Source organism: Sulfurovum sp. TSL6 (genome assembly GCF_019972115.1).
GTDB lineage: Bacteria > Campylobacterota > Campylobacteria > Campylobacterales > Sulfurovaceae > Sulfurovum.
Window position 1 is genome coordinate 36,411 of record NZ_BPFJ01000001.1, and the last position, 13,718, is coordinate 50,128.

Consider the following 13,718-nt stretch of genomic DNA (forward strand, 5'->3'; position numbering starts at 1 on the left):
AAATAGTCATTGTTTTTCAATCCATTTTTACCAAAACTTTGTTATATTAGGCTCAATATTTCTAAAGGTCACATATGTCAGAAGAACCAAAAGCAAAACCGCAATTTACACATCTTCACTTACATACTGAATACTCGCTGCTTGATGGTGCGAATAAGATCAAAGCACTTGCGCAGAAGATCAAAGAGCAGGGCATGACCTCTGTAGCCATGACAGACCATGGTAATATGTTCGGTACCATTGATTTTTATAACACCATGCGTAAGGAAGGGATCAAACCTATCATTGGAATGGAAGCGTATGTACACAACCAGGAGGAGTTGGGTGACAAATCTGTGCGTCAGCGTTTTCACCTTTGTCTCTATGCTAAAAATGATGTCGGTTACAAAAACCTGATGTACCTGAGCTCACGTGCCTATATCGACGGATTTTACTATTACCCACGTATCAATTGGGATCTTCTTAAAGAGAACAGTGAAGGGCTTATCTGTTCTTCTGCCTGTTTGCAAGGAGAAGTCAACTGGCATATGAACCTTTCAGAGAGAAATAAGAAGTTTGGCGCTAAAGGGTATGAGGAAGCAAAAAAAGTGGCCTTAAAATACCAAGATGTCTTTGGTGATGACTTTTACCTTGAGTTGATGCGTCACGGTATCGGGGATCAGCATCGTATAGACAAGCAGATCATACAACTCTCACAAGAGACCGGTATTAAGATAGTGGCAACTAATGATACGCACTATACAGAACAAAAAGATGCAGATGCACATGAAGCATTCATGTGTATCGCAATGAACAAACTCTATGATGATCCTAACCGTTTACGTCATTCGGTCCATGAGTTTTATGTGAAATCACCAGAGCAGATGGCAGAACTTTTTGCAGATATCCCTGAAGCCATTGAAAGTACACAGGAGATCGCGGATAAATGTAATTTGGAGATCAAACTGGGTGATCCTACACCTCCTAACTTTAAATTTGCAAGAGAACGTGCAGCAGAGTCGGGCATCAGTATGCCTGAACCGGACACAGAGTATTCCTTGGAGAATGACAAAGTCCTTTTTATAGAAGAGTCTAAAAGAGGCCTTGAAGAACGTCTCAAGATTGTACCTGAAGAGAAACATGAAGAGTACAGAGACAGACTCCAAGTGGAGATAGATATCATCAACAATATGAAGTTCCCTGGATATATGCTTATCGTTTGGGATTTTGTGGATGCAGCGAAGCAGATGGGGATACCCGTAGGGCCCGGACGTGGTTCTGCAGCTGGATCCCTGGTAGCCTACTCTTTGGGTATTACAGATATAGACCCGATGCCTTATGGATTGCTCTTTGAGCGTTTCTTGAATCCTGAACGTATCTCTATGCCGGATATCGATATGGACTTCTGCCAGGCAAGACGTCAAGAGATACTTGACTATGTGGTGGAGAAGTATGGGCGTGTGAACGTTGCACAGATCATCACCTTTGGTAAATTATTGGCAAAAGGGGTGATACGTGATGTTGCACGTGTACTTGACATGCCTTACTCCAAAGCAGATGCAATGGCCAAACTTATCCCGGATGAACTGGGGATAGATCTGAAAAACTCTTACGAAAAAGAACCGAAGATTAATGAGCTGTTAGAGAGTGATCCTCAGGCAAAACGTACCTGGGAGTATGCATTGGCGCTTGAAGGACTGAACCGTAATGCAGGAACACATGCTGCGGGTGTGGTTATCTCCAATGAACCGCTTTGGCAAAAAACACCCTTATTCAAACCTACGGGACTTGATACGCTTGCAACACAGTACTCCGGTAAGTATGTTGAAGATGTGGATCTCATCAAGTTTGACTTTTTGGGGCTCAAAACACTTACCGTCATAGAAGAAGCTCTACAGCTTGTGGAAAAGAGACATGGCAAGCGTATTAATTTTGTTGAAGAGAATATTGAAGACAAAGAAGTGTATGACTACATCAGTACAGGTGAGACTCTTGGACTGTTCCAGATAGAATCAGCTGGTATGCAGGATTTGGCCAAAAAACTTAAGCCAAACGGTTTTGAAGATGTTATTGCGATGCTTGCACTTTATCGTCCGGGACCGATGGAGTCAGGGATGCTAGATGACTTTGTCGAGCGTAAGCACGGTCGGGCAGAAATCACTTATGCTTTTCCTGAACTTGAGCCTATCCTCAAACCAACTTATGGGGTTATTGTGTATCAGGAACAGGTTATGCAGATCGTGCAGACCATTGGTGGATTTAGTCTTGGGGGTGCGGACCTGGTACGTAGGGCGATGGGTAAGAAGATCAAAGAAGAGATGGATAAACTCAAAGGGCAGTTTGCCGATGGTGCTGCCCAAAAAGGCTTTGACAGAGAAAAAGCAGCAGATCTTTTTGATCTTATCGTAAAGTTTGCAGGCTATGGTTTTAACAAATCTCACTCTGCTGCGTACGCGATGATCACCTTTTATACTTCTTACTTGAAGCATTATTATCCTACAGAGTTCATGGCGGCTATCCTAACACTGGAAAAGAACAATACAGACAAAGTGGTAAAATACGTAGATGAACTCAAACGTATGGGTATTAAACTTCTTCCACCTGACATTAACCGTTCAGGGCTTGTGTTTGAAGCACGTAAGATTGATGATGATGAGGTTGTTATGTTCGGTATGGGTGCCATCAAAGGTGCAGGTGATATCGCGATTAAAACGATGCTTGAAGCAAGGAAAGAGGGAGAGTTCAAAGACTTTTCAGATTTTGTCTCACGTATAGACTCAAGCAAAGTCAATAAAAAGGTCATTGAATCACTGATCAAGGCAGGAGCCCTTGACAGCTTTGGCTACAGTCGTAAAGCGATGCTTTCACAGATAGAAGATATCATAGAGACAGCGAAAAAAGCAGGGGATGCCAAGAAACAAGCTGTAGGTTCACTGTTTGGAGAGGGTGCTGAGATGACCTCTGTCACTTTAGAACTTTCTCATATGGCGGAGTTTGAACCTATGGAAATTCTGGAGATGGAAAAAGAATCATTAGGTTTCTATGTTTCAGGTCACCCGCTGGATAAATACCGTGAAACACTGGATGAGATCAGCTACACACTCAGTTCAGAGATAGATGATCTAGCGGATGGATCACAGGCCATGTTCATAGGTAAAATTGAAGAAATTACGCAGAAGATAAGTAAAAAAGGTAACAAGTTCGGTATCGCCAATATCATGGATCTACACGGTAACATCGAACTGATGCTTTTTGAAAACCGTCTTAAAGAACTGGAAGAAGATTTCGATCTTAGCAAACCCATTGCTTTTAAAGTGAAGATCACTAAAGACGGTGACTTTACACGTATGAATATATTGAAAATTTCAAGTATGAAAGATGCGAAGAAAACGAAAGTCAAAGTGGAAAAAGAGGTCAAACATGTGGAAGAGCCTGTGCAACCCCCACTTATCCTCTCACTTAACCTCATGCCTGATGCAAAGATCGTCGAAGAATTGATGTGTCTGGTCGATAAATACCCAGGAAAACGACCATTAGAACTTCATATCAAGTCGAAACTTGCAGATGTAGTGATAGAATCTAAAATGAAAGTGAGTGAACTTATTATGGAAGAGGCGAAAGAACTCGGGGTTTATTTGGAAGAATCTTTAGCTGTCGAAGGATAAACGCTTTTAAATAAACATGTTTATAATGCAAAGGGAAACAGTATGCTCAGAAATATATTAGTGGTTTTATTTTTATTCACTTTTGCGTTTGCAGAAAAAAATGCAGTTATGATACACGCACATAGTATTGACATTAGCTACACTTCAGAAGATGGGAAAGTCAAAAAAACGACAATAGCCAGAGACTCAGACTTAAGATGTCGCAAGATACCTTTTAATGCAAGAGAGTATTGGGATGGTTCGTATGCCAGTAGAGATGTGGCAGAATATTGTAAAAAAACATTTATTACTGCTGCAGGAAAACTTTCTCCGATGAAGATCCATAAAGACATTGAAACTTTTGGAGAGCTTGAAGTATTGGAGTTTCTTGAAGAGATGCAGGATGACAAGGAGATGTTATTCGTTGACAGCAGAAAAACACAATGGTTTGAAAGTTTGACCATACCTTCGGCGATCAATATCCCTTTTATCTACTTTACTGAACGAAATAAGTGGATCGAAGAGAAGAAAGAAACACTTAAACGTTTTGGGGTTAAAGGTGACAAAACACCTTATGATTTTTCAAAAGCCAAGACTATCCTCTTTTTTTGTAATGGTGTGTGGTGCAGACAGTCACCACAGATGATAGAGGCTCTTTTAGAGTTAGGATACCCACCTAAAAAGATGAAGTGGTATCGTGGAGGTATGCAAAGCTGGTTGAGTGTCGGTATGACCTCTACACGGACAGCAGAGTCACGAGTTAACGATAATTAATGTTAGGTAATCATGATGAAAGAGTATTGTAAGTTGTTAGTTAAGGTTATATAAAACCTTTAATCTTATTTTTATTTATATGCATTATAATTGGTGCTTATTCATACTAAAGGACAACAATGAAATTTATTAAGGGTTTGTTTACATTTGTAGGCGCAGTAGTTGTGATCGGTTTTATTTTCGCATTCGTGAAGTTTGATCTGGGTACAAGGATCGGACAGGTAAGCAAGCTTGATCCTCAGGCATTACCCGAGTATATGAAAATGTTTGACAAAGTTCTCATAACAGGAGATCCTGCTAAAGGGATGATCCGTAAAGTAAAGATGGTCATCCCCGAAGGTATGAGCAAACAAGAAGCATTTGAGAATGCTTTAGAGATCATGGATGAAACAGCAGGTGAGTTTGGTATGGCATTGGTAGACAGTAAAACGATGCCTAGAAATGGCAAGTTGTTCAAAAACGGTGGGCTTCTTACCCACATTCGTTCCTATTGTTCTCCTTATATCGCAGATATATTTTTAGCACATTCAGCTGAGTTCATTGGTTTTATGCCATGTAGAATTGGTTTCGTTGAAGAGCCAAATGGAGACATCTATATCTATACGATGAGTATGGAACTAATGATCAATGGTGGTTATGTGTTAGAACCTAAACTTCTTAAGCTTGCAAATGAAGTAAGAACAGGTATGTATACGATGATGGAAAATGCTGCTGCTGGAGAGTGGTGACCTCCTCTTTTAAGGAATGCTTACACTTTTAGGGTGTAAGTATATTCCTTTTGATCCACAACACCTTATATCGATAGGCTGTTTATTGTATATTGTGATATAATCATCCGCTAGAAAACGCAATGAGGAATTTTATGTCTACTTTAGAAGATGAAAAAGCATTTAGTCTCTTAGAACAAGCAGTCTATCGGGCTCAGGATTTACTTCAAAAAACAAAAAACTTTCAACCCTTTTTGCTGTTACTAAATGATGCGGCTGAAGTCGAACTTTTCGAAAATGAAGTGAAAGATACCAATGAGAGTTATGCCTTATTGGAAGATACATTAAAGAAACGTATCAAAGAAGGTGATGTAGATGTGATGGTACTTGTGGTTGACACACTCATACCTGAAAAGTTTGTTCAAGATGTTCCAAGTGGTATACGATTGCATTTAGAAGAAAAAAGTCAAATAAACAAGAAGATCGCTGCAAGATTTCTATATGTACCTTATGAACTATGTAGAGTAGGAGATGGTGAAATGTTTGTGAAGCTTCACAATCCGATACCGGTAGGATTTCCCGCGGAATATATTGTCAGCTAAATGTCTTTAGAATTCGGATAAATCGTTTATTTAACTATATAAAGAACAAAATTTGTGTAGTATAGAAACAAATAAATAATATAACTTTTTGATAACACCCCATTTCAATCCTATAATACTAAAGTAGTGCTACAATCTTTCCATTAATAATCAAACTAAGGAACAGATATGTCAAACTTACCAAAAATAATATGGTCAAAAATCGATGAGGCGCCGGCACTTGCTACGTATTCATTGTTACCAATCGTAAACGCGTTTACTCAAGCAGCAGGCGTAGAAGTTGTAGAGAGTGACATCTCATTAGCAGGAAGAGTACTTGCAGCTATGGGTTTAGCAGAAGATGAACTCTCTAAACTAGGTGAAGTGGTTCTACAACCAGATGGAAACATCATTAAACTTCCAAACATTTCAGCTTCTGCAGGTCAACTTAAAGATTGTATCGCTGAGCTTCAAGGTCAAGGTTACGATATTCCTAACTACCCTGAAAATCCAACAACGGATGAAGAGAAAGCTATTCAAGCTAAATATGCTACTTGTTTAGGTTCTGCTGTTAACCCAGTACTTAGAGAAGGAAATTCAGACAGACGTGCTGCAAAAGCTGTAAAAAGATTTGCACAGAATAACCCACACAGACTTAAGGCTTTTGCTGAAAACTCAAAAGCATATGTTGCACATATGGAAGGTAAGGGAGATTTCTACGGAAACGAGAAATCTGTGACTGTGGATAAAGCTCAAAAAGTGACTATCGCTCTTAACGGTAAAGAGTTAACAACTATCGATGCACTTGCTGGTGAAGTACTTGATGGTACATTTATGTCAGTTGCTGCACTTAGAGAATTCTATGGTAAAACAATTGAAGATGCAAAAGCAAAAGATCTTATATGGTCACTTCACTTGAAAGCGACTATGATGAAGATCTCTGACCCAATTATGTTCGGTCACGGATTTGAAATCTTCTTTGCAGATGTATTTGCTAAATATGCAGACACATTTAAAGAAGTTGGTGTTAATCCTAACATGGGTATGTCTGACCTTGAGAAAAAGATCGCTGGTCACGCTCAAGAAGCTGAGATCAAAGCTGCTTTCCAAGCAGCAGTTGATGCTGATGCCCCAAAGATCGCAATGGTTGATTCAGATAAAGGTCAAACAAACTTTAACGCATCTAACGATGTAATTATCGATGCTTCTATGCCTGTAGTAGTTAGAGAAGGTGGTAAACAATGGGACAGAACAGGTGCTGCTCTTGAAACTGTTGCAGTTGTTCCTGATTCTACCTACGCAATGTTCCACGCTGAAATGGTAGCTGACTGTGTGAAAAACGGTCAATTCGATGTATCTACAATGGGTACAATGCAGAATATCGGTCTTATGGCTCAAAAAGCTGAAGAGTACGGTTCTCACCCGACTACATTTGAACTAGCTGAAGCTGGTACTGTAACTGTAACAGGTGAAGATGGTGTTCTAATGAGCTTTGAGTGTGAAGCTGGAGATATTTGGAGAATGGCTAGAACAAAAGATATACCGATCAAAGACTGGGTAAGACTGACTGTTGAGAGAACAAGACTTGAAGGTATCCCTGCAGTATTCTGGTTAGATGAAAACAGAGCACACGATGCAGAGCTTATCAAAAAAGTAAATACTTACTTAGCTGATCATGACACGGATGGTTTAGACATTCAATTCATGAATGTGACTGATGCGACTAGATTTACAAACACAAGAATAAGAAGAGGTGAAAACACGATCGCTGTAACTGGTAACGTACTTAGAGACCACTTGACTGATATGTACCCGATCCTAGAGCTTGGTACTTCAGCTAAAATGCTTTCTATCGTTCCATTGCTTGCTGGTGGAGGATTGTATGAAACTGGTGCTGGTGGATCTGCTCCTAAGCACGTTGACCAATTCCTTGCAGAGGGTCACTTAAGATGGGATTCATTGGGTGAGTTCTTGGCATTGGCTGAGTCATTAAGATTCATCGGTCAAAAACATGACGATGCAAAACTTAAAGCACTTACAGAAGCTTTAGATGAAGCAAACAACGGTTACCTTGATAACAGTAAAGAGCCAGGTAGAAAAGTAGGTCAACCAGATAACAAAGCATCTCACTTCTTCTTGGCACAATACTGGGCAGAAGCACTTGCAAATGGTTCAGATGCTGAACTCGCTGCGAAGTTCGCTCCAGTGGCTAAAGCACTGAAAGAGAATGAAGAGAAGATCATGGAGGAGCTTCTTGCTGTTGAAGGTCAACCACAAGATGTTGGTGGATACTTCCATCCAAATGATGAGTTAGCTGCTAAAGCTATGAGACCATCTGCTACACTTAATGCGATCATTGACGCTATATAAGTAATGTTCTTCTGAGTATTGCATCTTATTTCAGCAATACTCGTCACTAAAATGTAACAACATTTTAGTATGCTATACACTTCTGCAGAGGGTACACCTCTGCATCACTTCTTAGTATCTAGTGTAAAAAGATACTCTTGACACTGATGTGTCATATAACATAGGGTTGATGTAAACCTCTTTTGTTGCAAAGCATAATTGATAATATAGGTTATGAGTTATGTTTTGCTTTGAGGTCCCCTATAGTTCTCATTTAAAAGGATTGTAATGGTAAAAAAAGGTAAAAAAGTAACGGTTATCGGTGCAGGAAATGTTGGAGCGACCGTAGCATTCATTCTTGCAATGAATGGTATGTGTCACCATGTTGTATTAAGAGATAGAAATACTGAGATCGCTAAAGGTAAAGCATTAGATATGTCACAAGCAGCGAATGCTGCAAGATCACATACCATCGTTTCTGTAGCAGAGGATGCTTCAGGAATGGCAGGATCAGATGTGGTTGTAATCACTGCTGGTAGTCCAAGACTACCAGGAATGAGTAGAGATGACCTGCTTATGATCAATGCAGAAATAACAAAAGAAGTAGTGCAGGATGTAAAAAAATATGCACCCGATTCGATTATCATTATGGTTTCAAATCCTCTTGATGTGATGACCTATGTAGCACTTAAAGAATCAGGTTTCCCAAAAGAAAGAGTTGTTGGAATGGCAGGGATTTTGGATTCTGCAAGAATGGCACACTTTATTTTTGAAAAAGTGGGTTATGGATCAGGTCAGATTCGTGCTTCTGTGATGGGTGGACACGGAGATGATATGGTGCCTTTACCAAAGTTTTCTACTGTTGCTGGTGTACCGTTGACTGATATTTTATCTGAGAAAGAAATATGTGAAGTCGTAGAGCGAACAAAACATGGAGGGGCTGAGATTGTCGGTTACCTCAAAACAGGATCAGCGTATTATGCCCCAGCAAAATCAACAGCGATCATGGTTGAGGCTATTCTTAAAGATACAAAACAGATCCACCCTTGTGCAGTATATTTAGATGGGCATTATGGACATTCTGATGTCGTTTCCGGTGTACCTGTTGCACTTGGTGCAAATGGCGTTGAAAAACTTTTTGAAATGACATTAAATGATGATCAAAAAGAAAGATTTGAAAAAAGTGTTGGTTCTGTTAGAAGTATGATCGATGTACTTAAAGATAAGAATTTTTTTGGCTAAAGGGTGTAGATGAGAGAAATTGAATTTGATGTTGTTGTAAAAGCGGTAAAAGATATGATCATGCATTGTGGTACAGATCTACCACAAGATACGTATGATGCACTAGAAGCTGCTATGGAGGCTGAAAAGTCACCAGTAAGTAAAGAGGTGATCCGCCAAATACTTGAAAATGCAAACATCGCGAAAGACGAGAAGAGACCACTTTGCCAAGATACCGGTTTAGCAGTATTTTTTGTCAATGTTGGGGAAGATGTACGTATTAAGGGTGGCCTTTTAAGAGACGCTATTAATAAAGGAACAGAAGAAGGTTATACTGAGGGGTACTTAAGAGCCTCAACATGTGAACCATTCAGTCGTTTGAATTTAAAAGATACAGTAGGATATAACCTTCCGGCTATTGTTCATTTTGATATCGTAACTGGCGATAAGATCGACATTGAATACGCTGCAAAAGGTGGTGGTTCAGAAAATGTTAGCCGTGCGAAAGTTTTACCTCCCGCTGCTGGCAAAGACGGAATCGTAGAGTTTGTGAAAGAAGTGATCTCTGATGCAGGAGGAAACCCTTGTCCTCCTATAACAGTAGGTGTAGGAATCGGTGGTACATTCGAAAAAGCATGTATCTCTTCTAAACATGCACTCTTTAGAGACTTAGAGACCAAACATGAAGATCCTGAAATGGGTGAACTTGAAGAAAGAATATTGAATGAGATCAATAATCTTGGTATCGGTGCTATGGGGATGGGTGGAACAAAAACAGCATTGGCTGTTCATATTGAGTCTAATCCATGTCATATCGCATCGCTTCCTGTTTCTGTAAATGTTCAGTGTCATTCATCAAGACATACGCATATTACGATATAAGGGAAATAGATGGCAACTTATACTTTAACAACACCACTCACTGCTGAAGATACAAAAAAACTTGTAGCTGGAGATACTGTTTTATTAAACGGGACCATTTATACAGCCAGAGATGCTGCACATAAGAGACTTGTAGACCTTATTGAAGCAGGTGAAGAGCTTCCGTTTGATCTAGAAGGTTCTATTATCTATTTTGTTGGACCTACGCCTCCTAAGCCTGGTGACCCTATCGGGAGTGCAGGACCGACGACATCATACAGAATGGATACGTATTCTCCAACCATGTTAAAACATGGCTCAAAGGGGATGATCGGAAAAGGTAAAAGAAACCAAGCTGTTAAAGATGCTTGTGTTGAATATGATGGTATCTATTTTGGTGCTACAGGTGGAGCAGGTGCTTTACTTGGTAAACAGATCCGTTCGGCAGAAGTCATCGCTTATCCAGAACTTGGGCCAGAAGCTGTAAGAAAGATCACAGTAGAAGATTTTCCTGTCACTGTTGTCAATGACACCAAAGGTAATGATATTTATCAGATGGGTCGTGCTCAGTATGAGGTTAAGGATTAAAATCCAATGCATGTGAAGGGCTAAACCCTGAATCGTATAAGAGTTAAAACTCAATGCAGCGAGGCACTAAATTCCCAGTCGTACCACGCTTAAAAAACATACCAAAATTTAGTAACATTGTATTTGAGTCAATACAGTGTTACATACTTTCCACTGCATAACTATTCACTTTTTTCAACTTTTTTATCTTAGCAATATTTCATTAACCGAAACATAGTATTATAAGCATTAATGCTACGTAAAAGGATCACCTATGGATTACAGAATTGAAAAAGACACAATGGGAGAGATGCAGGTTCCTGCTGACAAATACTGGGGTGCACAGACACAAAGATCAGTCCATAATTTTGAGATAGGTAATGAAAAAATGCCTCTTGAAGTCGTTTATGGCTTTGCCAATTTAAAAAAAGCCTGTGCTTTGGTCAATCACTCATTAGGTCGCCTCGATGATGAAAAAACAACGGCGATATCTCAGGCATGTAATATGGTTCTCTCGGGTGAACTGGATGACAACTTTCCACTCGTAGTCTGGCAAACAGGGTCAGGTACACAGTCGAATATGAATATGAATGAGGTCGTTGCAAATAAAGCAACAGAGATCTTGGGTGGAGATTTTACACAAGAAAACCTGGTACATCCTAATGATGATGTAAATAAAGGACAGAGTTCCAATGATACCTATCCCACCGCTATGCGTATCGCTGAAGTTGTAGCGGTAACCGATACGCTTATCCCCGCAGTGACCCAATTGAAAAATACCCTGAATGAAAAAGCGCAAAAATTTTCTGATGTTGTGAAGATAGGTAGAACACACCTTCAAGATGCAACACCACTGACATTGGGCCAAGAACTTTCCGGGTATGTATCGATGCTAGAAACAAATCTAAAGCAAATCAATGATGCACTTGTCTACTGTAAAGAAGTGGCAATCGGCGGTACGGCTGTAGGTACGGGTCTTAATGCACATCCAGAGTTTTCACAAAGAGTCGTGGTGCAACTGAACCAGTTTATGGCAAAAAATTATGGATTTGTTTCTCAAGCAAACAAGTTTCATGCACTGACAGGACACGATGCTGAAGTTGTGCTCAGCGGTGCACTTAAAGCACTCGCTGCAAATCTTATGAAAATTGCCAATGATATAAGATGGTTGGCTTCAGGTCCCAGATGTGGTTTGGGAGAGATAGAGATTCCTGCAAACGAACCGGGTTCTTCTATCATGCCTGGTAAAGTAAACCCCACACAGGCAGAAGCGATGACAATGGTCGCTGTTCAAGTGATGGGTAATGATACAGCAGTAGGAATCGCTGCGTCTCAGGGGAACTTTGAACTCAATGTATTCAAACCCGTGATCGCCTATAATGTCTTACAATCTATTAGACTTCTCTCTGATGTCATAAGAAGTTTTGATGTCAATTGTGCAGCAGGAATCGAACCGATCAGAGCTAATATTGATAAATTTTTAAATGATTCACTCATGTTAGTGACGGCATTGAATCCTCATATTGGGTATGAAAATGCAGCAAAAATTGCAAAGCAGGCGCATCTAAATGGTACCACGCTTAAAGAAGAAGCAGTAGCACTCGGTCTAATGTCTGCAGAAGAGTTTGACAAAAATGTGAGACCTGAAGAGATGATTGCACCAAAAGCATAATTTTTATGTCTCTTTTGTTACCAAAAGGGACAATATTGCTTCTACAATATAAAATCTAATATTATCTTCCTAACTTAAATGTGTAAATACATAACATTTTTTTAAAATCACTATCTTTTATAGGCAAATTAATCAATTCTTATTCTCTTTCATCGTATAGTTATGCAATTTATAAAAAGGAGTACACGTGAATATTCATGAGTATCAAGCGAAACAAATATTCCAAAAGTATGGTGTCCCAACACCTAGAGGTATTATTGCAAATACACCTGATCAAGCTGTAGCAAATGCAGGAGAACTTGGTGGAAACGTTTGGGTAGTTAAGGCCCAAATCCATGCAGGTGGTAGAGGACTGGGGGGTGGTGTAAAACTCGCTAAGTCTAAAGAAGAAGTAAGAGAACTTGCGACTGAAATTTTAGGGATGACTTTGGTAACACACCAAACTGGACCAGAAGGTAAACTTGTTCAAAAAGTATACATTGAAGAGGGTGCAAACATTAAAGATGAGCTTTATCTTTCTGTAGTACTTGACCGTGCAGCTGAAATGCCAATTATCATGGCATCTACTGAAGGTGGTATGGATATTGAAACTGTAGCTGAAGAAACACCAGAAAAGATCATTAAAATTGCAGTAGATCCTGCATATGGTTTCCAAGGTTACCATGGTAGAGAACTCGTATTTGGTCTTGGTATAACAGACAAGGCAGAGCAAAAGAAAATGATTCAATTTGCTTCTAAACTCTATACACTTTATATGGAAAATGATGCTGAGATGATTGAGATCAATCCACTGATCAAAACAGCAGAAGGTGACTTTTTGGCACTTGATGGCAAGATGGGCTTTGATGACTCCGCATTGGGACGTCACCCGGATATCGAAGATATGAGAGATATTTCTGAAGAAGATCCAGATGAAAGAGAAGCATCTCAGTATGGTCTTTCTTACATATCTCTTGATGGTGAGATCGGTTGTATGGTAAATGGTGCTGGTCTTGCAATGGGTACTATGGATACTATTAATTATATGGGTGGAACACCTGCAAACTTCCTTGATGTTGGTGGTTCTGCGAATGCTGAGACAGTTGCAAAAGGGTTTGAAATTATTCTTAAAAACCCAAAAGTAAAAGCTATTTTTGTAAATATCTTCGGTGGTATTGTAAGATGTGACAGAATTGCAAACGGTATTATTGAAGCAACGAAAATCACAGATGTAAATGTACCGGTAATCGTAAGACTTGATGGTACAAATGCACCAGAAGCAGCAGAAATTTTGAAAAATGCAAACATTGCTAACCTTATCGTTGGTGATGATTTAGGTGATGGTGCAGCGAAAGCTGTAGCAGCGGCAAAGGGAGAGTAAAAT

Annotated in this window: 10 protein-coding genes; all 10 read left to right on the forward strand. The window is 39.7% G+C overall.

The features are described 5' to 3' along the window. Nucleotides 1-74: 74 nt before the first annotated feature. The gene (gene dnaE, locus LDM93_RS00155; RefSeq protein WP_223889831.1) at nucleotides 75-3,644 is read left to right on the forward strand and encodes a DNA polymerase III subunit alpha; all 3,570 of its coding nucleotides are present in this window, start codon (nucleotides 75-77) and stop codon (nucleotides 3,642-3,644) included. Between the two features lie 42 nt (nucleotides 3,645-3,686). After that, nucleotides 3,687-4,397, forward strand: a complete 711-nt coding sequence (locus LDM93_RS00160; protein ID WP_223889834.1) for a rhodanese-like domain-containing protein — start codon at nucleotides 3,687-3,689, stop codon at nucleotides 4,395-4,397. Between the two features lie 119 nt (nucleotides 4,398-4,516). Beyond that, nucleotides 4,517-5,125: a DUF302 domain-containing protein gene (locus LDM93_RS00165; RefSeq protein ID WP_223889836.1), complete on the forward strand. Its 609-nt coding sequence runs from the start codon at nucleotides 4,517-4,519 to the stop codon at nucleotides 5,123-5,125. 134 nt (nucleotides 5,126-5,259) lie between these two features. Continuing rightward, a complete protein-coding gene (locus LDM93_RS00170; protein WP_223889838.1) occupies nucleotides 5,260-5,706 on the forward strand; it encodes a hypothetical protein in 447 nt (148 codons plus the stop codon). A gap of 168 nt (nucleotides 5,707-5,874) precedes the next feature. Further along, nucleotides 5,875-8,055 carry an NADP-dependent isocitrate dehydrogenase gene (locus tag LDM93_RS00175; protein ID WP_223889839.1) on the forward strand — a complete coding sequence of 727 codons (2,181 nt, stop codon included), beginning with the start codon at nucleotides 5,875-5,877 and terminating at the stop codon, nucleotides 8,053-8,055. A gap of 267 nt (nucleotides 8,056-8,322) precedes the next feature. Continuing rightward, entirely contained in the window at nucleotides 8,323-9,276 is a 954-nt protein-coding gene (mdh, locus tag LDM93_RS00180) for a malate dehydrogenase (RefSeq protein ID WP_223889840.1), read from the forward strand. A 9-nt stretch (nucleotides 9,277-9,285) separates the two neighbouring features. Continuing rightward, nucleotides 9,286-10,137: a fumarate hydratase gene (locus LDM93_RS00185; protein ID WP_223889841.1), complete on the forward strand. Its 852-nt coding sequence runs from the start codon at nucleotides 9,286-9,288 to the stop codon at nucleotides 10,135-10,137. A gap of 9 nt (nucleotides 10,138-10,146) precedes the next feature. After that, the gene (locus LDM93_RS00190; protein ID WP_223889842.1) at nucleotides 10,147-10,704 is read left to right on the forward strand and encodes a Fe-S-containing hydro-lyase; all 558 of its coding nucleotides are present in this window, start codon (nucleotides 10,147-10,149) and stop codon (nucleotides 10,702-10,704) included. A 253-nt stretch (nucleotides 10,705-10,957) separates the two neighbouring features. Continuing rightward, complete coding sequence (fumC, locus tag LDM93_RS00195; protein ID WP_223889843.1) at nucleotides 10,958-12,355, forward strand: class II fumarate hydratase; 1,398 nt, start codon at nucleotides 10,958-10,960, stop codon at nucleotides 12,353-12,355. Nucleotides 12,356-12,542: 187 nt separating this feature from the next. After that, nucleotides 12,543-13,715, forward strand: a complete 1,173-nt coding sequence (sucC, locus tag LDM93_RS00200; RefSeq protein ID WP_223889844.1) for an ADP-forming succinate--CoA ligase subunit beta — start codon at nucleotides 12,543-12,545, stop codon at nucleotides 13,713-13,715. Nucleotides 13,716-13,718: the final 3 nt, after the last annotated feature.